The organism is Pseudomonas sp. OF001 (assembly GCF_904426495.1).
In the GTDB taxonomy this organism is placed as follows: Bacteria; Pseudomonadota; Gammaproteobacteria; order Pseudomonadales; family Pseudomonadaceae; genus Geopseudomonas.
Genome location: NZ_CAJGBM010000034.1, coordinates 63,364 through 84,271 on the forward strand (window position 1 = coordinate 63,364; position 20,908 = coordinate 84,271).

Annotated in this window: 20 protein-coding genes; 14 read left to right on the forward strand and 6 right to left on the reverse strand. The window is 68.2% G+C overall.

Translation table 11 applies throughout. From position 1 onward, the window contains the following. Positions 1-66 precede the first annotated feature (66 nt). From RA210_RS16325 to nuoN, 13 genes are all read left to right on the forward strand, one after another. On the forward strand, positions 67-480 hold the full coding sequence (locus tag RA210_RS16325; protein WP_090351603.1) for an NADH-quinone oxidoreductase subunit A: 414 nt from the start codon (positions 67-69) through the stop codon (positions 478-480). Between the two features lie 10 nt (positions 481-490). Further along, positions 491-1,168, forward strand: coding sequence for an NADH-quinone oxidoreductase subunit B (locus tag RA210_RS16330; protein ID WP_090351601.1), 678 nt, complete (start codon positions 491-493; stop codon positions 1,166-1,168). Between the two features lie 55 nt (positions 1,169-1,223). Further along, complete coding sequence (nuoC, locus tag RA210_RS16335) at positions 1,224-3,005, forward strand: NADH-quinone oxidoreductase subunit C/D (RefSeq protein WP_201487299.1); 1,782 nt, start codon at positions 1,224-1,226, stop codon at positions 3,003-3,005. 2 nt (positions 3,006-3,007) lie between these two features. After that, the gene (gene nuoE / locus RA210_RS16340) at positions 3,008-3,523 is read left to right on the forward strand and encodes an NADH-quinone oxidoreductase subunit NuoE (RefSeq protein WP_136489963.1); all 516 of its coding nucleotides are present in this window, start codon (positions 3,008-3,010) and stop codon (positions 3,521-3,523) included. Further along, complete coding sequence (gene nuoF / locus RA210_RS16345; RefSeq protein WP_201487300.1) at positions 3,520-4,872, forward strand: NADH-quinone oxidoreductase subunit NuoF; 1,353 nt, start codon at positions 3,520-3,522, stop codon at positions 4,870-4,872. Before nuoE ends, nuoF begins: the two co-directional genes overlap by 4 nt. 149 nt (positions 4,873-5,021) lie before the next feature. Further along, positions 5,022-7,745 carry an NADH-quinone oxidoreductase subunit NuoG gene (nuoG, locus tag RA210_RS16350; protein WP_201487301.1) on the forward strand — a complete coding sequence of 908 codons (2,724 nt, stop codon included), beginning with the start codon at positions 5,022-5,024 and terminating at the stop codon, positions 7,743-7,745. Next, positions 7,742-8,731, forward strand: a complete 990-nt coding sequence (gene nuoH / locus RA210_RS16355) for an NADH-quinone oxidoreductase subunit NuoH (protein WP_201487302.1) — start codon at positions 7,742-7,744, stop codon at positions 8,729-8,731. Before nuoG ends, nuoH begins: the two co-directional genes overlap by 4 nt. A 14-nt stretch (positions 8,732-8,745) precedes the next feature. Further along, entirely contained in the window at positions 8,746-9,294 is a 549-nt protein-coding gene (nuoI, locus tag RA210_RS16360) for an NADH-quinone oxidoreductase subunit NuoI (protein ID WP_201487303.1), read from the forward strand. Positions 9,295-9,308: 14 nt separating this feature from the next. After that, a complete protein-coding gene (gene nuoJ, locus RA210_RS16365) occupies positions 9,309-9,818 on the forward strand; it encodes an NADH-quinone oxidoreductase subunit J (RefSeq protein ID WP_201487304.1) in 510 nt (169 codons plus the stop codon). Continuing rightward, positions 9,815-10,123 (forward strand): NADH-quinone oxidoreductase subunit NuoK, encoded by a 309-nt coding sequence (gene nuoK, locus RA210_RS16370; protein ID WP_136489958.1) that lies wholly within the window; start codon positions 9,815-9,817, stop codon positions 10,121-10,123. The genes nuoJ and nuoK overlap by 4 nt, the downstream gene beginning before the upstream one ends. Continuing rightward, complete coding sequence (nuoL, locus tag RA210_RS16375; RefSeq protein WP_201487305.1) at positions 10,120-11,970, forward strand: NADH-quinone oxidoreductase subunit L; 1,851 nt, start codon at positions 10,120-10,122, stop codon at positions 11,968-11,970. The genes nuoK and nuoL overlap by 4 nt, the downstream gene beginning before the upstream one ends. 15 nt (positions 11,971-11,985) lie before the next feature. Then, entirely contained in the window at positions 11,986-13,515 is a 1,530-nt protein-coding gene (gene nuoM, locus RA210_RS16380) for an NADH-quinone oxidoreductase subunit M (protein ID WP_201487306.1), read from the forward strand. 8 nt (positions 13,516-13,523) lie between these two features. Further along, entirely contained in the window at positions 13,524-14,981 is a 1,458-nt protein-coding gene (nuoN, locus tag RA210_RS16385; RefSeq protein WP_201487307.1) for an NADH-quinone oxidoreductase subunit NuoN, read from the forward strand. Between the two features lie 192 nt (positions 14,982-15,173). On the opposite strand, the gene RA210_RS16390 is transcribed toward nuoN, so the two are convergent. The 5 genes from RA210_RS16390 to rplU form a co-directional block, all read right to left on the reverse strand. Beyond that, a complete protein-coding gene (locus RA210_RS16390) occupies positions 15,174-15,650 on the reverse strand; it encodes a CreA family protein (RefSeq protein ID WP_201487308.1) in 477 nt (158 codons plus the stop codon). Between the two features lie 8 nt (positions 15,651-15,658). Further along, entirely contained in the window at positions 15,659-16,777 is a 1,119-nt protein-coding gene (proB, locus tag RA210_RS16395; RefSeq protein ID WP_201487309.1) for a glutamate 5-kinase, read from the reverse strand. Between the two features lie 109 nt (positions 16,778-16,886). Next, entirely contained in the window at positions 16,887-18,107 is a 1,221-nt protein-coding gene (gene cgtA / locus RA210_RS16400) for an Obg family GTPase CgtA (protein ID WP_136489952.1), read from the reverse strand. Positions 18,108-18,203: 96 nt separating this feature from the next. Beyond that, complete coding sequence (gene rpmA, locus RA210_RS16405; RefSeq protein ID WP_136489951.1) at positions 18,204-18,461, reverse strand: 50S ribosomal protein L27; 258 nt, start codon at positions 18,459-18,461, stop codon at positions 18,204-18,206. Between the two features lie 28 nt (positions 18,462-18,489). Then, positions 18,490-18,801, reverse strand: a complete 312-nt coding sequence (gene rplU / locus RA210_RS16410) for a 50S ribosomal protein L21 (protein ID WP_136489950.1) — start codon at positions 18,799-18,801, stop codon at positions 18,490-18,492. Positions 18,802-19,041: 240 nt separating this feature from the next. Between rplU and RA210_RS16415 the strand changes: the two genes are divergently transcribed. After that, on the forward strand, positions 19,042-20,010 hold the full coding sequence (locus tag RA210_RS16415; protein ID WP_136489948.1) for a polyprenyl synthetase family protein: 969 nt from the start codon (positions 19,042-19,044) through the stop codon (positions 20,008-20,010). Positions 20,011-20,218: 208 nt separating this feature from the next. On the opposite strand, the gene RA210_RS16420 is transcribed toward RA210_RS16415, so the two are convergent. After that, positions 20,219-20,836, reverse strand: a complete 618-nt coding sequence (locus RA210_RS16420; RefSeq protein WP_201487310.1) for an FKBP-type peptidyl-prolyl cis-trans isomerase — start codon at positions 20,834-20,836, stop codon at positions 20,219-20,221. Positions 20,837-20,908: the final 72 nt, after the last annotated feature.

Consider the following 20,908-nt stretch of genomic DNA (forward strand, 5'->3'; position numbering starts at 1 on the left):
CTTCGCGCGCTTGTGGCGCGCCAGAGCGTCCCGCAGCCCGCCCAAAGCCCTCGAAGAGTCTCCGGCATGACCGAATCGACCGCTCTGCTCGCCCACAACTGGAGTTTCGCCGTCTTCCTGCTCGGCGTCTTCGGCCTGATCGCCTTCATGCTCGGCGTCTCCAGCCTGCTCGGCAGCCGCGCCTGGGGGCGCAGCAAGAACGAACCGTTCGAAGCCGGCGTGGTGCCCACCGGCAGCGCGCGCCTGCGCCTCTCCGCCAAATTCTATCTGGTCGCGATGCTCTTCGTGATCTTCGACGTCGAAGCCCTCTTCCTCTTTGCCTGGGCCGTCTCGGTGCGCGAAAGCGGCTGGGCGGGCCTCATCGAAGCTACCGTTTTCATAGCAATTCTGTTGGCGGGTCTTGTCTACCTTTGGCGTATCGGCGCGCTCGACTGGGCGCCCGAAGCACGCCGCAAGCGGCAGGCGAAGCTGAAACAATGAGGCTTTGGCAATGCGATATGAACTTACCCGGATCGATCCGGATGCGGTCAATGACCAGTATCCGATCGGCCAGCGGGAAACCGTTTCCGACTCCCAGCTAGAAGACCAGGTGCACAAGAGCGTCTTCATGGGCAAACTGGAAGACGTCCTGCACAAGGCGGTCAACTGGGGGCGCAAGAACTCCCTGTGGCCGTACAACTTCGGCCTGTCCTGCTGCTACGTGGAGATGACCACGGCGTTCACCGCGCCCCACGACATCGCCCGCTTCGGCGCCGAAGTGATCCGCGCCTCACCGCGCCAGGCCGACTTCATGGTCGTCGCCGGCACCTGCTTCGTGAAGATGGCGCCGGTCATCCAGCGCCTGTACGAACAGATGCTGGAACCCAAGTGGGTCATCTCCATGGGTGCATGCGCCAACTCCGGCGGCATGTACGACATCTACTCGGTCGTCCAGGGGGTGGACAAGTTCCTCCCCGTCGACGTCTACGTTCCCGGCTGTCCGCCCCGCCCCGAGGCGTTCCTGCAGGCGCTGATGCTGCTGCAGGACTCCATCGGCGAGGAGCGCCGTCCGCTGTCCTGGGTGGTTGGCGACCAGGGCATCTACCGCGCCGAAATGCCGGCGCAGCGCGACGTGCGCCGTGAACAACGCATCCAGGTAACCAACCTGCGCAGCCCCGACGAAGTATGAGCCCCCGCCCGCCAGGTGCGGGCGTGCCCATCCGTTGACCGAGCGATCGAGAACCATGACAGCAGACACCCTGCTGGCCGTCCCGCCGTACAAGGCCGACGACCAGGATATCGTCATCGAACTGCAGGCGCGTTTCGGCGCCGACACCTTCACCCTCCAGCCCACCCGCACCGGCATGCCGGTAATCTGGGTGCCGCGCGCGCGCCTGATCGAGGTGCTGCGCTTCCTGCGTGACGTGAGCAAGCCCTACGTCATGCTCTACGACCTGCACGGCGTCGACGAGCGCCTGCGCACCCAGCGCCGCGGCCTGCCCGCCGCCGACTTCAGCGTGTTCTACCACCTGATCTCGATGGAGCGGAACAGCGACGTGATGATCAAGGTCGCCCTGAGCGAGGGCGACCTCAACGTGCCGACCGCCACCGGCATCTGGCCCAACGCCAACTGGTACGAGCGCGAGGTCTGGGACCTCTACGGCATCACCTTCAGCGGCCACCCGCACCTGACCCGCCTGCTGATGCCGCCGACCTGGGAAGGTCACCCGCTGCGCAAGGACTACCCGGCGCGCGCCACCGAGTTCGACCCGTTCAGCCTGTCCGCCGCCAAGCAGGACCTGGAGCAGGAAGCCCTGCGCTTCAGGCCCGAGGACTGGGGCATGAAGCGCGGCGGCGAGCACACCGACTTCATGTTCCTCAACCTGGGCCCGAACCACCCCTCGGCCCACGGCGCCTTCCGCATCATCCTGCAGCTGGACGGCGAGGAGATCGTCGACTGCGTGCCGGAGATCGGCTACCACCACCGCGGCGCCGAGAAGATGGCCGAGCGGCAGAGCTGGCACAGCTTCATCCCCTACACCGACCGCATCGACTACCTCGGCGGGGTGATGAACAACCTGCCCTACGTGCTGGCGGTGGAGAAGCTCGCCGGCATCAAGGTGCCGCAGCGCGTCGACGTCATCCGCATCATGATGGCGGAGTTCTTCCGCATCCTGAACCACCTGCTGTACCTGGGCACCTACATCCAGGACGTCGGCGCCATGACCCCGGTGTTCTTCACCTTCACCGACCGCCAGCGCGCCTACAAGGTGGTCGAGGCCATCACCGGCTTCCGCCTGCACCCGGCCTGGTACCGCATCGGCGGCGTCGCCCACGACCTGCCGCGCGGCTGGGATCGCCTGGTGCGCGAATTCCTCGACTGGATGCCCAAGCGCCTGGTCGAGTACGAGAAGGCCGCGCTGAAGAACAGCATCCTGATCGGCCGCACCAGGGGCGTCGCCCAGTACAACACCAAGGAAGCGCTGGAGTGGGGCGTCACCGGCGCCGGCCTGCGCGCCACCGGCTTCGACTTCGACCTGCGCAAGGCGCGCCCGTACTCCGGCTACGAGAACTTCGAGTTCGAGGTGCCGCTGGCCCACGAAGGCGACGCCTATGCCCGTTGCATGGTCAAGATGGGCGAGATGCGCGAGAGCCTGCGCATCATCGAGCAGTGCCTGAACAACATGCCGGAAGGCCCGTACAAGGCGGACCACCCGCTGACCACGCCGCCGCCCAAGGAACGCACGCTGCAGCACATCGAGACCCTGATCACCCACTTCCTGCAGGTTTCCTGGGGTCCGGTGATGCCGGCCAACGAGGCCTTCCAGATGATCGAGGCGACCAAGGGCATCAACAGCTACTACCTGACCAGCGACGGCAGCACCATGAGCTACCGCACGCGGATCCGCACCCCCAGCTTCGCCCACCTGCAGCAGATTCCCGCGGTGATCCGCGGCAGCATGGTGCCGGACCTGATCGCCTATCTGGGCAGTATCGACTTCGTGATGGCTGACGTGGACCGCTGACAATGAGCCAGACCCCTGTTTCTTCGCAGAACCTGATCCAGACCGACCGTTTCGCCCTCAGCGAGACCGAGCGCTCGGCCATCGAGCACGAGATGCACCACTACGAGGACCCGCGCGCGGCGTCCATCGAGGCGCTGAAGATCGTCCAGAAGCAGCGCGGCTGGGTGCCGGACGGCGCCATCCACGCCATCGCCGCGGTGCTCGGCATCCCGGCCAGCGACGTCGAGGGCGTGGCCACCTTCTACAGCCAGATCTTCCGCCAGCCGGTCGGCCGCCACATCATCCGCGTGTGCGACAGCATGACCTGCTTCATCGGCGGGCATGAATCGGTACTCGGCGCGATCCAGCAGCAGCTGGGCATCGCCCCCGGCCAGACCAGCGGCGACGGCCGCTTCACCCTGCTGCCGGTGTGCTGCCTGGGCAACTGCGACAAGGCCCCGGCGCTGATGATCGACGACGACACCTTCGGCAACGTGACTGCCGACAACGTCGCCAAGCTGCTGGAGGACTACGCATGAAGACCCTGACGTCCATCGGTCCGCTCAACACCGTCGCGCGCAGCCCGGAAACCCACCCGCTGACCTGGCGCCTGCGCGACGACGCCCAGCCGGTGTGGCTCGACGAGTACCAGCGCAAGGACGGCTACACGGCCGCGCGCAAGGCGCTCAGGGACATGGCCGAGGCGGACATCGTCAACGAGGTCAAGGAATCCGGCCTCAAGGGCCGCGGCGGCGCCGGCTTCCCCACCGGGGTGAAGTGGAGCCTGATGCCGGCCGACGAGTCCATCAAGACCCGCTACCTGCTGTGCAACGCGGACGAGATGGAGCCCAACACCTGGAAGGACCGCCTGCTGATGGAGCAGCTGCCCCATCTGCTGATCGAGGGCATGCTGATCAGCGCGCGCGCGCTCAAGGCCTACCGCGGCTACATCTTCCTGCGCGGCGAATACGTCGACGCCGCCGCCAACCTCAACCGCGCCATCGAGGAAGCCAAGGCCGCCGGCCTGCTCGGCAGCAACATCCAGGGCAGCGGCTTCGACTTCGAGCTGTTCGTGCACACCGGCGCCGGCCGCTACATCTGCGGCGAGGAAACCGCGCTGATCAACTCGCTGGAAGGCCGCCGCGCCAACCCGCGCGCCAAGCCGCCGTTCCCCGCCGCGGTCGGCGTGTGGGGCAAGCCGACCTGCGTCAACAACGTCGAGTCGCTGTGCAACGTGCCGGCGATCATCGGCAACGGCGTCAAGTGGTACCACTCGCTGGCCAGGGCGGGCAGCACCGACCACGGCACCAAGCTGATGGGCTTCTCCGGCAAGGTGAAGAATCCCGGCATCTGGGAGCTGCCGTTCGGCATCACCGCCCAGGAGCTGTTCGAGGACTACGCCGGCGGCATGCGCGACGGCTACCGCCTGAAATGCTGGCAGCCCGGCGGCGCCGGTACCGGCTTCCTGCTGCCCGAGCACCTGTCCGCGCAGATGCACAGCGCCGGCATCGGCCAGGTCGGTACCCGCATGGGTACCGGCCTCGCCCTGGCCGTCGACCACACCGTCAGCATGGTGTCGCTGCTGCGCAACATGGAGGAGTTCTTCGCCCGCGAGTCGTGCGGCTGGTGCACTCCCTGCCGCGACGGCCTGCCGTGGAGCGTGAAGACCCTGCGCGCCCTGGAGCGCGGCCAGGGCAGCGCCGAGGACATCGAGATCCTCCTCGGCCTGGTCAACTTCCTCGGCCCGGGCAAGACCTTCTGCGCCCACGCACCCGGTGCGGTGGAGCCGCTGGGCAGCGCGATCAAGTACTTCCGCGAGGAGTTCGAGGCCGGCGTGGCCAAGGGCAGCGCGGCACGCGGCGAAGCGGTACAGATCGCCGGCGCCTGAAGCGTCGGCACAAGAGGATGCAAGCCGGGTGGCGGGACGTTGCGCATGGCGCATTTCCCCGCCCCCGGCGCTGCGTGCCCAGAGGGCGTGCGGCACCACGGAATTCCATTAGCCAGTCCGCGCGAGCGGGCAAAGAAGAAACCTGAACCATGGCCACCATCCACGTAGACGGCAATTCGTACGACGTCGACGGCGCAGACAACCTGTTGCAGGCCTGTCTGTCCCTCGGTCTCGACATTCCCTACTTCTGCTGGCACCCGGCGCTGGGCAGCGTCGGCGCCTGCCGCCAGTGCGCGGTGAAGCAGTACAACGACGAGAACGACAAGCGCGGGCGCATCGTCATGTCCTGCATGACCCCCGCCAGCGACAAGACCTGGATCTCCATCGACGACGAGGAAGCCAAGCACTTCCGCGAAAGCGTCGTCGAATGGCTGATGACCAACCACCCGCACGACTGCCCGGTGTGCGAGGAAGGCGGTCACTGTCACCTGCAGGACATGACGGTGATGACCGGCCACAACAAGCGCCGCTACCGCTTCACCAAGCGCACCCACCAGAACCAGGACCTCGGCCCGTTCATCGCCCACGAGATGAACCGCTGCATCGCCTGCTACCGCTGCGTGCGCTACTACAAGGACTACGCCGGCGGCGAGGATCTGGGCGTCTACGGCGCCCACGACAACGTCTACTTCGGCCGCGTCGAGGACGGCGTGCTGGAGAGCGAGTTCTCCGGCAACCTGGTCGAGGTCTGCCCGACCGGGGTGTTCACCGACAAGACCCACTCCGAGCGCTACAACCGCAAGTGGGACATGCAGTTCGCGCCGAGCATCTGCCAGCAGTGCAGCGTCGGCTGCAACACCAGCCCCGGCGAGCGCTACGGCGAGATCCGTCGCATCGAGAACCGCTTCAACGGCTCGGTGAACCACTACTTCCTCTGCGACCGCGGCCGCTTCGGCTACGGCTACGTCAACCGCGAGGACCGTCCGCGCCAGCCCCTGCTGCAGAATGAACAGCAGGGCAGCCAGAAGCTCGGCATCGACGCCGCGCTGGATAAGGCCGCCGAACTGCTCAAGGGCCGCAAGGTGATCGGCATCGGCTCGCCGCGCGCCAGCCTGGAAAGCAACTTCGCCCTGCGCGAGCTGGTCGGCGCCGGCAACTTCTACAGCGGCATCGCCGCCGGCGAGCTGGCCAACCTGCGCCTGATCCGCGAGCTGCTGGACAACGGCCCGCTGCCGACGCCGTCGCTGCGCGAGATGGAAGAGTTCGACGCCGTGTTCGTGCTCGGCGAGGACCTCACCCAGACCGCGCCGCGCATCGCCCTGGCCCTGCGCCAGGCCGCCCGAGGCAAGGCCACCGAGATCGCCGCCGCGGCGAAGATCCCCGAGTGGCACCAGCTGGCGGTGCAGAACGTCGCGCAACATGCACTGAACCCGCTGTTCATCGCCAGCGTCACCAGCACCCGCCTCGACGACGTCGCCGAGGAGTGCGTGCACGCCGCGCCGGACGACCTGGCCCGCCTCGGCTTCGCCGTGGCCCACGCCATCGACCCGAGCGCCCCGGCCGTCAGCGGCCTGGATGCCGAGGCCGCCGCCCTGGCCGAGCGCATCGCCGCCGCCCTGGTCGCCGGCAAGCGCCCGCTGATCGTCGCCGGCGCCTCGCTGGGCTCGCAGGCACTGCTCGAAGCCGCTGGCAATATCGCCAAGGCGCTGAAGCAGCGCGAGAAGCAAGCCGGCATCAGCCTGGTTGCCGCCGAGGCCAACAGCCTCGGTCTGACCCTGCTGGGCGGCGAGTCGCTCGACGCCGCGCTGGAGGCCCTGACCTCTGGCCAGGCCGACGCCGTGGTGGTGCTGGAGAACGACCTGTATCGCCGCGCCGCCGCTGCCAAGGTGGACGCCGCGCTGAACGCCGCCAAGGTGCTGATCGTCGCCGACCACCAGCACACCGCCACCGCCGCCCGCGCCGACCTGGTGCTGCCGGCGGCCAGCTTCGCCGAAGGCGACGGCACCCTGGTCAGCCAGGAAGGCCGCGCCCAGCGCTTCTTCCAGGTGTTCGACCCCAGCTACTACGACAGCGAGGTCCTGGTGCGCGAGGGCTGGCGCTGGCTGCACGCCCTGCACAGCACCCTCAAGGGTCAGCGCGTCGACTGGACCCAGCTGGACCAGGTCACCGCCGCCTGCGCCGCCGTGCAGCCGCAGCTGGCCGGCATCGTCGCTGCCGCGCCCAAGGCCGCGTTCCGCATCAAGGGCCTCAAGCTGGCCCGCGAGCCGCACCGCTACAGCGGCCGCACCTCGATGCGCGCCAACATCAGCGTGCACGAGCCGCGCCAGCCGCAGGATGCCGATTCGCCATTCGCCTTCTCCATGGAGGGCTACGCCGGCAGCGCCGAGGCCCGCCAGCAGATCCCCTTCGCCTGGTCGCCGGGCTGGAACTCGCCGCAGGCCTGGAACAAGTTCCAGGACGAGGTCGGCGGCCACCTGCGCGCCGGCGACCCCGGCGTGCGCCTGTTCGACGCCCCGGCCAACCGCACCGAGTGGTTCAGCGCCCCGGCCGCGCCGCTCAGCGCCGTCGGCCGCTGGCAGGTGGTCGCCCTGCACCACCTGTTCGGCAGCGACGAGACTTCCTCGCGCGCCGCGCCGGTGCAGGAGCGCATCCCGGCCGCCTACGCCGCCCTCGGCAGCGACGCCGCCGCGCGTCTCGGCCTCGCCGACGGCGCCCTGCTCAGCCTCAAGGTCGGCGGCCGCGAGCTGCGCCTGCCGCTCAGGGTGATCGACGAGCTGGCCGACGGCCTGCTCGGCCTGCCCGCCGGCTTCGACGGCATCCCGCCGCTGGCCGGCACGCTGTTCGCCGAAGCCCTGCAGGAGGTGGCGCAATGAGCTGGCTCACTCCGGAAGTGCTCGCCGTGATCGTCGGCGTGCTCAAGGCCATCGTCATCCTGCTCGCCGTGGTGGTCTGCGGCGCCTTCCTCAGCTTCGTCGAGCGCCGCCTGCTCGGCCTCTGGCAGGACCGCCACGGCCCCAACCGGGTCGGTCCGTTCGGCCTGTTTCAGCTGGCCGCCGACATGCTGAAGATGTTCTTCAAGGAGGACTGGACCCCGCCGTTCGCCGACAGGCTGATCTTCACCCTGGCGCCGATCGTCGCCATGAGTGCGCTGCTGATCGCCTTCGCGGTGATCCCGGTGACCGAGACCTGGGGCGTGGCGGACCTGAACATCGGCCTGCTGTTCTTCTTCGCCATGGCCGGCCTGACCGTCTACGCGGTGCTGTTCGCCGGCTGGTCGAGCAACAACAAGTTCGCCCTGCTCGGCTCGCTGCGCGCCTCGGCGCAGACGCTCTCCTACGAGGTGTTCATGGGCCTGTCGCTGATGGGCATCGTGGCGCAGGTGGGCTCGTTCAACATGCGCGACATCGTCGACTACCAGGCGCAGAACCTGTGGTTCGTCATCCCGCAGTTCCTCGGCTTCTGCACCTTCTTCATCGCCGGCGTGGCGGTGACCCACCGTCACCCGTTCGACCAGCCGGAGGCCGAGCAGGAACTGGCCGACGGCTACCACATCGAGTACGCGGGGATGAAGTGGGGCATGTTCTTCGTCGGCGAGTACATCGGCATCGTGCTGGTGTCGGCGCTCCTGGTGACCCTGTTCTTCGGTGGCTGGCACGGCCCGTTCGGCATCCTGCCGCAGCTGTCGTTCGTCTGGTTCGCCCTGAAGACCTGCTTCTTCATCATGCTGTTCATCCTGCTGCGCGCGTCCATCCCGCGTCCGCGCTATGACCAGGTGATGGCCTTCGGCTGGAAGTTCTGCCTGCCGCTGACCCTGCTCAACCTGCTGGTGACCGGCGCCCTGGTGCTGGCTGCCCAGTAAGGAGAAAACACGCCATGTTCAAATACATTCTGGACGTCCTCTGCGGTACCTGGACCCAGCTGCGCAGCCTGGTGATGGTGTTCTCCCACGCCTTCCGCAAGCGCGACACCCTGCAGTACCCCGAGGAGCCGGTATACCTGCCGCCGCGCTATCGCGGCCGCATCGTGCTGACCCGCGACCCCGACGGCGACGAGCGCTGCGTGGCCTGCAACCTGTGCGCGGTGGCCTGCCCGGTGGGCTGCATCAGCCTGCAGAAGGCCGAGCGCGAGGACGGCCGCTGGTACCCCGAGTTCTTCCGCATCAACTTCTCGCGCTGCATCTTCTGCGGCCTGTGCGAGGAGGCCTGCCCGACCACCGCGATCCAGCTCACCCCGGACTTCGAGATGGCCGAGTACAAGCGCCAGGACCTCGTCTACGAGAAGGAAGACCTGCTGATCTCGGGCCCGGGCAAGAACCCGGACTACAACTTCTACCGCGTCTCCGGCATGGCCACCGCGGGCAAGCCGAAAGGCTCGCACCAGAACGAGGCCGAGCCGATCAACGTGAAAGGCCTGCTGCCTTAAAGGACGGAAGAAAGATGGAATTCGCCTTCTACTTCGCCGCCGGGGTGGCCGTGGCGGCCACCCTGCGGGTGATCACCCACACCAACCCGGTGCACGCGCTGCTCTACCTGGTGGTCTCGCTGCTCGCCGTGTCGATGACCTTCTTCGCCCTCGGCGCGCCCTTCGCCGGCGTGCTGGAGATCATCGTCTACGCCGGCGCCATCATGGTGCTGTTCGTCTTCGTGGTGATGATGCTCAACCTCGGCCCGGCCACCGCCGAGCAGGAGCGCGCGTGGCTGACGCCCGGCGCCTGGGTCGGCCCCGGCCTGCTCTCCGGCGCGCTGCTGGCCCTGCTGCTGTACGTGCTGCTGGGCGATGCCGGCGGCGCCGCCATCGGCACCGAGACCGTCGACGCCAAGGCGGTCGGCGTCCACCTGTACGGTCCCTACCTGCTGGCGGTAGAGCTGGCCTCCATGCTGCTGCTGGCAGCGCTGGTCGCCGCCTACCACCTCGGCCGCCCCGAAGCCAAGGAGCCCACCGCATGAATGCGATTCCCATGGAGCACGGCCTTGCCCTGGCCGCCGTGCTGTTCAGCCTGGGCCTGGTCGGCCTGATGGTGCGGCGCAACATCCTGTTCGTGCTGATGAGCCTGGAAGTGATGATGAACGCCTGCGCGCTGGCCTTCGTGGTCGCCGGCAGCCGCTGGATCCAGCCCGACGGGCAGATCCTGTTCATTCTGGTGATCACCCTGGCCGCCGCCGAGGCCAGCATCGGCCTGGCGATCCTGCTGCAGCTGCATCGCCGCTTCCATACCCTCGATATCGACGCTGCCAGCGAGATGCGCGGATGAACCTACTATTCCTCACCTGTCTGTTCCCGCTGCTCGGCTGGCTGCTGCTGGCCTTCTCCCGCGGCCGTCTGTCCGAGAACCTGGCCGCGCTGATCGGCGTCGGCTCGGTGGGCCTGTCGGCGCTCACCGCCGCCTGGGTCATCTGGCAGTTCAACGTCGCGCCGCCGGAAGGCGGCGTCTACACCCAGCTGCTGTGGCAGTGGATGAACGTCGCCGGCTTCGCGCCGAACTTCACCCTGTACCTGGACGGCCTGTCGGTCACCATGCTCGGCGTGGTCACCGGCGTCGGCTTCCTGATCCACCTGTTCGCCAGCTGGTACATGCGCGGCGAGGAGGGCTACTCGCGCTTCTTCGCCTACACCAACCTGTTCATCGCCAGCATGCTGTTCCTGGTGCTGGGCGACAACCTGCTGTTCCTCTACTTCGGCTGGGAAGGCGTGGGCCTGTGCTCGTACCTGCTGATCGGCTTCTACTTCAAGGAAGTGAAGAACGGCAACGCGGCGCTCAAGGCGTTCATCGTCACCCGCATCGGCGACGTGTTCATGGCCATCGGCCTGTTCATCCTGCTGCTCAACCTCGGCACCCTGAACATCCAGGAGCTGCTGGTGCTGGCACCGCAGAAGTACGCGGCCGGTGACACCTGGCTGTGGCTGGCCACCCTGATGCTGCTCGGCGGCGCGGTCGGCAAGTCCGCCCAGCTGCCGCTGCAGACCTGGCTGGCCGACGCCATGGCCGGCCCGACCCCGGTCTCGGCGCTGATCCACGCGGCGACCATGGTCACCGCCGGCGTCTACCTGATCGCCCGCACCCACGGCCTGTTCCTGCTCACCCCGGAGATCCTCGAGCTGGTCGGCATCGTCGGCGGCGTGACCCTGGTGCTGGCCGGCTTCGCCGCCCTGGTGCAGACCGACATCAAGCGCATCCTCGCCTACTCGACCATGAGCCAGATCGGCTACATGTTCCTCGCCCTCGGCGTCGGCGCCTGGGACGCGGCGATCTTCCACCTGATGACCCACGCGTTCTTCAAGGCCTTGCTGTTCCTCGCCTCCGGCGCGGTGATCCACGCCTGCCACCACGAGCAGAACATCTTCCGGATGGGCGGCCTGTGGAAGAAGCTGCCGCTGGCCTATGCCAGCTTCATCGTCGGCGGCGCGGCGCTGGCCGCCCTGCCGCTCTTGACCGCCGGCTTCTACTCCAAGGACGAGATCCTCTGGGAAGCCTTCGCCAGTGGCCACAGCGGCCTGCTCTACGCGGGTCTGGCCGGTGCCTTCCTGACCTCGATCTACACCTTCCGGCTGATCTTCATCGCCTTCCACGGCGAGGCGAAGACCGAGGCGCATGCCGGCCACGGCCTCGCCCACAACCTGCCGCTGGCGGCGCTGATCGTGCTGTCGACCTTCGTCGGCGCGCTGATCACCCCGCCGCTGGCCGGCGTGCTGCCGCAGAGCGTCGGCCATGCCGGCGGCGAGGCCAAGCACGGTCTGGAGCTGCTGTCCGGCGCCATCGCGGTGCTCGGCATCGGCATCGCCGCGCTGCTGTTCCTCGGCCAGCGCCGCCTGGTGACCAGCGTCGCGCAGAGCGCGCCGGGCCGCCTGCTCGGCGCCTGGTGGTTCGCGGCCTGGGGCTTCGACTGGCTGTACGACAAGCTGTTCGTGCAGCCCTACCTGCTGCTCTGCCGCCTGCTCAACCGTGACCCGGTCGACCTCAGCATCGGCCTGCTGCCGCTGCTCGCCCGCGGCGGCCACTTCGCCCTGCGCCAGAGCCAGACCGGCAACCTGCGCTGGTACGCCACCTCCATCGTCGGCGGGGCCGTGTTCGTGCTCGCTGCCCTTCTGCTTCTGAATTAAGGAAAACGGCCCGTCATGATTCTGCCCTGGCTAATCCTGATTCCCTTCATCGGCGGCCTGCTGTGCTGGCAGGCCGAGCGCTTCGGCGCCGTCCTGCCGCGCTGGATCGCGCTGCTGAGCATGACCCTGCTGCTGGTCCTCGGCCTGTGGCTGTGGGGCAGCGCCGACTTCAGCCTGGCCCCGGCGCCCGGCGGCGAGCTGGCCTGGGCCAGCGAGTTCCAGATCCCGTGGATCGAGCGCTTCGGCATCTCCATCCACCTGGCGCTGGACGGCCTGTCGGTGCTGATGATCGTCCTCACCGGCCTGCTCGGCGTGCTCTCGGTACTCTGCTCGTGGAAGGAGATCACCAAGCGCGTCGGCTTCTTCCACCTCAACCTGCTGTGGATCCTCGGCGCGGTGGTCGGCGTGTTCCTCGCCATCGACCTGTTCCTGTTCTTCTTCTTCTGGGAAATGATGCTGGTGCCGATGTACTTCCTCATCGCGCTCTGGGGTCATAGCGGCAGCAGCGGCAAGAGCCGCATCACCGCCGCCACCAAGTTCTTCATCTACACCCAGGCCAGCGGCCTGATCATGCTGGTGGCGATCCTCGCCCTGGCCTTCGTCCACTACAGCCAGAGCGGCGAGCTGACCTTCAGCTACGGCGAACTGCTGCAGACCGAGCTGGCCCCGGGCACCGAGTACCTGCTGATGCTCGGCTTCTTCGCCGCCTTCGCGGTGAAGTTCCCGGTGGTGCCGGTGCACTCCTGGCTGCCGGACGCCCACGCCCAGGCGCCGACCGCAGGCTCCGTGGATCTGGCCGGCATCCTGCTGAAGACCGCCGCCTACGGCCTGATCCGCTTCTGCCTGCCGCTGTTCCCCAACGCCTCGGCGGAGTTCGCGCCGATCGCCATGGGCCTCGGCGTGTTCGCCATCGGCTACGGTGCGCTGCTGGCCTTCGGCCAGAGCGACATCAAGCGCCTGGTGGCCTACTCCAGCGTGTCGCACATGGGCTTCGTGCTGATCGCCATCTACTCCGGCAGCCAGCTGGCGCTGCAGGGCGCGGTGGTGCAGATGATCGCCCACGGCCTGTCCGCCGCGGCGCTGTTCATCCTCTGTGGTCAGCTCTACGAGCGCCTGCACACCCGCGACTTCCGCGCCATGGGCGGCCTGTGGGGGCGCATGCCCTGGCTGCCGGCGATCAGCCTGTTCTTCGCCGCCGCGGCGCTGGGCCTGCCCGGCACCGGCAACTTCGTCGGCGAGATCCTGATCCTGCTCGGCACCTTCCAGGTGCAGCCGTGGATCGCCGTGCTGGCCGCCACCGGCCTGGTGTTCGGCTCGGTCTACTCGCTGTGCATGATCCACCGCGCCTACTTCGGCCCGGCCAAGGCCGAGAGCGCCCTGCCCGGCCTGAACCTGCGCGAACTGGTCATGGTGCTGGGCCTGGCGGTGCTGCTGATCCTGCTCGGCGTCTACCCGCAGCCGGTGCTCGATACCTCGGCCGCCAGCATGCAGGGCGTGCAGCACTGGCTGGGCGCCGCCTCTTCCCAACTCGAATCGGCCCGGTAAGTCACGCCATGGAATTCACCACTCAACACCTGACCGCCCTGCTGCCGCTGCTGGTCACCGGCGCCACCGCCGTCATCGTCATGCTGGCGATCGCCTGGAAGCGCCACCACGGGCAGACCTTCCTGCTCTCGGTGGCCGGCCTCAACCTGGCCCTGCTGGCGATCCTCCCCGCCCTCGGCGTGACGCCGCTGGAAGTCACTCCGCTGCTGCGCATCGACAGCTTCGCCCTCTACTACAGCGCGCTGATCATCGCCGCCACCCTGGCCTGCCTGACCCTGACCCACGCCTACCTCGGCGGCGCGTCGGGCAAGGGCTACCCGGGCAACCGCGAGGAGCTGTACCTGCTGATGCTGCTGGCCTGCGCCGGCGGCATCGTGCTGGTCAGCGCTCAGCACCTGGCCGGCCTGTTCATCGGCCTAGAGCTGCTGTCGGTGCCGACCTACGGCCTGATCGCCTACGCCTTCTTCAACCGCCGCTCGCTGGAAGCCGGCATCAAGTACATGGTGCTGTCGGCCGCGGGCTCGGCCTTCCTGCTGTTCGGCATGGCCCTGCTGTACGCCGAGTCCGGCAGCCTGAGCTTCGCCGGCATCGGCGCCTCGCTGGCCGCCGACGGCCTCGGCCAGCTGGTGCAGATCGGCGTGGGCATGATGCTGATCGGCCTGGCCTTCAAGCTGTCGCTGGCACCCTTCCACCTGTGGACTCCGGACGTCTACGAGGGCGCCCCGGCGCCGGTGTCGGCGTTCCTCGCCACCGCCAGCAAGGTCGCCGTGTTCGCCGTGCTGCTGCGTCTGTACCAGGTGTCGCCGGCCTTCGCCGACGGCTGGCTGGGCCAGCTGCTCAGCCTGCTGGCGATCGCCTCGATCCTGGTCGGCAACCTGCTGGCGCTGCTGCAGAGCAACCTCAAGCGCCTGCTCGGCTACTCGTCGATCGCCCACTTCGGCTACCTGCTGATCGCCCTGATCGCCAGCAAGGGCCTCGCCAGCGAGGCCATCGGCGTCTACCTGCTCACCTACGTGCTGACCAGCCTGGGCGCCTTCGGGGTAATCACCCTGATGTCCACCCCCTACCAGGGCCGCGACACCGACGCGCTGTTCGAGTACCGCGGCCTGTTCTGGCGCCGCCCGTACCTGACCGCGGTGCTGGCGGTGATGATGCTGTCGCTGGCCGGCATCCCGCTGACCGCCGGCTTCATCGGCAAGTTCTACGTGGTCGCCGCCGGCGTCGAGAACCAGCAGTGGTGGCTGCTCGGCGCGCTGATCCTCGGCAGCGCCATCGCCGTGTACTACTACCTGCGGGTGATGGTCAGCCTGTTCCTGGTCGAGCCCAGCCTGCAGCGCCGCGATGCGCCGCAGCACTGGGCCCAGCAGACCGGCGGCGTCATGCTGCTGGCGGTGGCCGGCCTGACCCTGCTGCTCGGCGTCTACCCGCAGCCGCTGCTGGCGCTGGTGCAGAACGTCGGCTTCTGACGGGAACTGCGGACGTGAAAAAGCCGGTCGGGGCAACCCGACCGGCTTTTTTGTTTCTGCTGCCTGCGTAGGGTGGGCTAGCCGCGCAGCGGCGTAACCCACCATCGATGCCGCCAGGCATCGCCATGGCCGGCCTCGCGACCGGCTCGGTGGGTTACGGCCTTCGGCCTAACCCACCCTACGCCAGCGCAATCAGTTCGCCGCCTTCGTCCACGGCAGGATCGGGATGGCGGTGACCGAGTTCTGCGGGCTGCCCTCGATGACCCGGTCGCTGTAGACCATGTACACCAGCGTGTTGCGCTTCGCGTCGAAGAAGCGCACCACCTGCATGGTCTTGAACACCAGCGAGGTGCGTTCCTGGAACACCTCCTCGCCCTCCTCCAGCTTCTCCCGGAAGCGGATCGGCCCGACCTGACGACAGGCGATCGACGCCTCGGCGCGGTCCTCGGCCAGGCCCAGGCCGCCCTTGATGCCGCCGGTCTTGGCCCGCGACAGGTAGCAGGTCACCCCTTCCACCTTGGGATCGTCGAACGCCTCGATCACGATCTTGTGGTTGGGGCCGAGCAGCTTGAACACGGTCGACACTTCGCCGATGGTCTCGGCCTGCGCGCCAGCGGCGAGCAGCGCCAGGGCGGCGGCCAGCGGCCTGAGCAGCTTGCTAGCGGTCATCATCGTCCTCACACCAGTACCAGGTTGTCGCGGTGCACCAGCTCCGGCTCGTCGATGTAGCCGAGCACCTGCTCGATGGCTTCGGTGCCCAGGCCGGCGATGCGCTGGGCATCGCTGGCGCTGTAGTTGACCAGTCCGCGGGCCACCTCGCGGCCGTCCGGACCGAGGCAGGCGACCATCTCGCCGCGGCGGAAGTTGCCCTCCACCGCGGTGACGCCCACCGGCAGCAGGCTCTTGCGCTGCTCGACCAGCGCGCGCACCGCGCCGGCGTCGAGGGTCAGGGCGCCGCGCATCTGCAGGTGGCCGGCCAGCCACTGCTTGCGCGCGGCATGGCGGCCGCGCTCGGGGGTCAGCAGGGTGCCGAGGCGCTCGCCGCCCTTGAGGCGGTCGAGCACGCGCTCGATGCGCCCGCCGACGATGATGCTGTTGGCCCCGGAACGCGCCGCCAGGCGCGCGGCGCGCAGCTTGGTCTGCATGCCGCCGCGGCCGAGGGCACCGCCGGTGCCACCGGCCACCGCGTCGAGGCTGGGGTCGTCGGCGCGCGCCTCGTAGATCAGTTGGGCGTCGGGGTTGTGGCGCGGGTCGGCGTCGAACATGCCGTCGCGGTCGGTGAGGATCACCAGCAGGTCGGCCTCGACCAGGTTGGCGACCAGCGCGGCCAGGGTGTCGTTGTCGCCGAAGCGGATCTCGTCGGTGACCACGGTGTCGTTCTCGTTGATCACCGGGATCACGCCGAGGTCGACCAGGGTGCGCAGGGTGCTGCGCGCGTTGAGGTAGCGCTTGCGGTCGGAGAGGTCGTCGTGGGTCAGCAGCACCTGGGCGGTCTGCAGGCCGTGCTCGGCGAAGCTGGATTCCCAGGCCTGCACCAGGCCCATCTGGCCCACCGCGGCGGCGGCCTGCAGCTCGTGGATGGTGCTCGGCCGGGCATTCCAGCCCAGCCGGCTCATCCCCGCCGCCACCGCCCCGGAGGACACCAGCACCAGCTCCACGCCGGCGCGGCGCAGCGCCACCATCTGCTCGACCCACACCGCCATGGCGCCGCGGTCGAGGCCGCGGCCGTCGGCGGTCAGCAGCGCACTGCCGATCTTCACCACCCAGCGGCGGGCCTTGCTCACCTTCTCACGCATGTTCTGCAACCTTGCAATTCAGCTTGAGCGGAGCCGCAGGCGGCCCCGCGTCGGTCATGCGATCCCGGCGCCCGGGCGGCTGCGCCGGGCCGGGGATCGCGACAGGCTCTTAACGGACGTAGAAGATCTCCGGACCGTCCTCGTCGTCCTCGTCGTCGAAGTCGTCTTCCTCCTCGACCTCCTCGTCGGCACTGCGCACGCCGGCGCGGCGCAGGGCGCGGGCATCGTCGAGCGCCTGCAGGCGGGCGCGGGCCTCGTCCTCAATCTGCTGGTCCAGTGCGGCGATCGCCTCGGCGAACTCCGGCTCCTCGGCGATGCGCCGGGTGCGCTCGTCGATGTAGTTCATGATGTCGCCGCACAGCTTGTCGGTGCCCTCGCGCTCCAGCGCCGAGATCACGTAGACCGGGCCCTGCCAGTCGAGACGCGCGATCACCTCGCGCATGCGCTCCTCGCGCTCCTCGTCGAGCAACTGGTCGGCCTTGTTCAGCACCAGCCAGCGGTCGCGCTGGGTCAGCGCCGGACTGAAGCGGCCCAGCTCGTTGATGATCGCCGCGGCGGCTTCGGCCGGATCGGAGTCGTCCAGCGGCGCCATGTCGACGAGATGCAGCAGCAGACGGGTGCGCGCCAGGTGCTTGAGGAAGCGGATGCCGAGACCGGCGCCTTCGGAAGCACCCTCGATCAGGCCGGGAATGTCGGCGATCACGAAGCTCTTCAGGCGGCCCACGCTGACCACGCCGAGGTTGGGCACCAGGGTGGTGAACGGGTAGTCGGCGACCTTGGGCTTGGCGGCGGACACCGCGCGGATCAGGGTGCTCTTGCCGGCATTGGGCATGCCGAGCAGGCCGACGTCGGCCAGCACCTTGAGTTCCAGCTTGAGGTCGCGCGCCTCGCCCGGCTTGCCATGGCTGGTCTGCCGCGGCGCCCGGTTGGTGCTCGACTTGAAGCGGGTGTTGCCCAGGCCATGCCAGCCACCCTTGGCCACCAGCAGACGCTGGCCGGGCTGGGTCAGGTCGCCGATGATCTCCTGGGTGGAGGCATCGATCACCGTGGTGCCGACCGGCACCGGCAGGACCAGGTCCTCGCCCTTGTGCCCGGTGCAGTCCTTGCTGCCGCCGTTCTTGCCGCGCTGGGCATCGAAGCGGCGGGTGTAGCGGTAATCGACCAGGGTATTGAGGTTGCTGTCGGCCTCGAGAAAGATCGAGCCGCCGTCACCGCCATCGCCGCCATCCGGACCACCAAATGGCACGAATTTTTCGCGGCGAAAACTCATGCAGCCGTTGCCACCGTCACCGGCCTGCACATGGATGGACACTTCATCGACGAATTTCATGGGTAACGCCTCCCACCATCGGCGGGTCATTAGAGCAAGGGAAGTACAAATAAAAAAGCCCTGTCGGCAGACAGGGCTTTTTCGGCAAGCGCGCGATCAGTTGGTCACGATGCTCACGTATTTGCGACCGAAGGCACCCTTGGTCTCGAACTTCACCACGCCGTTCACCTTGGCGAACAGGGTGTGGTCCTTGCCCATGCCGACGCCGACGCCGGCGTGGAACTTGGTGCCGCGCTGACGCACGAGGATGTTGCCGGCAACGACGGCCTGGCTGCCGTACATCTTCACGCCAAGGCGTTTACTTTCGGAATCGCGGCCGTTACGGGTAGAACCGCCAGCTTTTTTGTGTGCCATGAGTCAATACTCCGGAAAAAGAGGGGGATCAGGCCTGGATGCCGGTGATCTTGATTTCGGTGAACCACTGACGGTGGCCCTGACGCTTCATGTGGTGCTTGCGGCGACGGAACTTGATGATGCGCACCTTGTCGTGACGGCCCTGGGCGATCACTTCGGCGGTCACCTTGGCGCCTTCGACGACCGGAGCACCGATCTTGACGTCGTCACCGTTGCCGACCAGCAGGACCTGTTCGAAAGCCACGCTTTCGCCGGTCGCCACGTCGAGCTTTTCGATCTTGAGGAATTCGCCTTCAGCGACCTTGTATTGCTTGCCGCCGGTAACAATTACTGCGTACATGGGATGTCTCCGTTAGACCTGCTCACCTGGCGCTTTGGTGGAGGAGTTATTGGCCAGCATGGCTGCATGGCGCCGGAAGGGTCGCCACTGCATTGCGTAAGGCAGGGAATGCCAGGGATGTTCGGGCCGGCGATTGTACGCAAGGCCGCGCGGCCTGGCAAGTGCGCCTCCGGCTCGCCTTGACAGTGCCGGACCCGACACCTAGCATGCCGCGCAATTAAAGAGGAGCCCTGTCAGCCGATGCAACCCCAGGCCTTTTACCGCGTGGTGGCGGACGATTTCACCGCCGTCGACGGCATCATCCGTCGCCAGCTCGCCTCGCGCGTGCCGCTGGTGGAGAAGATCGGCGACTACATCACCTCCGCCGGCGGCAAGCGCCTGCGTCCGCTGCTGGTGCTGCTGGCCGGCAACGCCCTCGGCGCCCGCGGCGAGCGCCTCGAGCTGCTGGCCGCCACCATCGAGTTCCTGCACACCGCCACCCTGCTGCACGACGACGTGGTCGACAAGTCCGGCATGCGCCGCGGCCGCTCCACCGCCAACGCGCTGTGGGGCAACGCGCCCAGCGTGCTGGTCGGCGATTTCCTCTACGCGCGCTCCTTCGAGATGCTGGTCGAGCTCGGCGAGCTGCCGGTGATGCAGGTGCTGGCCAACGCCACCCGGGTGATCGCCGAGGGCGAGGTGCTGCAGCTGTCGAAGATCCGCGACGCCAGCACCACCGAGGAGATCTACATGGAGGTCATCCGCGGCAAGACCGCGATGCTGTTCGAGGCCTCCACCCACAGCGCCGCGCTGCTGGCCGGCGCCAGCGCCGCGCAGGTCGATGCGCTGCGCACCTTCGGTGACGCCCTCGGCGTCGCCTTCCAACTGGTCGACGACCTGCTCGACTACCGCGGCGACGCCGCCACCCTGGGCAAGAACGTCGGCGACGATCTGGCCGAGGGCAAGCCGACCCTGCCGCTGATCCACACCATGCGCGCAGGCAGTCCCGAGCAGGCCGCGCTGGTGCGCAAGGCCATCCAGCAGGGCGGCATCGAAGACCTGGAAAGCATCCGCGCCGCCGTGGAAGCCGCCGGCGCCCTCGACTACACCGCGCAGAAGGCCCGCGACTACGCAGCCCGGGCCATCGCCAGCCTCGACGTGCTGCCGGCCAGCGAGTACCGCGACGCCCTGGTGGAGCTGACCGAATTCGCCGTCGCGCGCACCCACTGAGCTTCCCGCACACGACAGAACGCCCGTCCGGCCTGGCCGCGACGGGCGTTTTCGCTTTCCCAGCTAGGCGCGGGAAGCTCACGATCTCGCGAGCTAGAGCCAGGCAAGGCGCGAGCGGCTGAGGACGCGGAGTTTACGAGTTGTAAATGAGCAGTCCGAAGCCGATCGCAACGCAGCATGGCCGACGCGCAGCAGATCGTGAACGACCTTACAGGATGTCCAGCAGCTCGACGTCGAACACCAGCACGCTGTGCGGCGGGATGCTGCCGACCGCCTGGGCGCCGTAGGCCAGTTCGCTCGGCACGTGCAGGCGCCACTTGCTGCCGGCGTTCATCAGCTGCAGGGCCTCAACCCAGCCCGGGATCACGCCGCCGACCGGGAATTCCGCCGGCTGGCCGCGCTCGTAGGAGCTGTCGAACACGGTGCCGTCGATCAGGGTGCCGTGGTAGTGGGTGCGCACGTGATCGTCGGCGCTCGGCTTGGCGCCCTCGCCCTGCACCAGCACCTCGAACTGCAGGCCGGAGGCCAGCACGGTGACGCCCTCGCGCTTGGCGTTCTCGGCCAGGTAGTCGCGACCGGCGGCGGCGGCAGCCTCGGCCTTGGCCGCCTGCTCGGCCTGCATGCGCTCGCGGATCACCTGGAAGCTGGCGGTCAGCGCGTCGTTGGCCACGCGGCTGTCGGCGCCGCTGAAGGCGTCGGCCAGGCCGGCGAGGATGGCGTCCAGGCTGACGCCGGGCGGCGGGTTGTCGCGCAGCTGGCCGCCGAGCTGACGGCCGATGCCGTAGCTGACCCGGGCTTCGTCGGTGGAAAGGTCGAGTTGGGACATGGGAACTCCACGCAAGGGGTGAAAAGGCCGGGCAGACTAGCACAGACGCCCGGCGCCCGGGCAGCGCAGGCT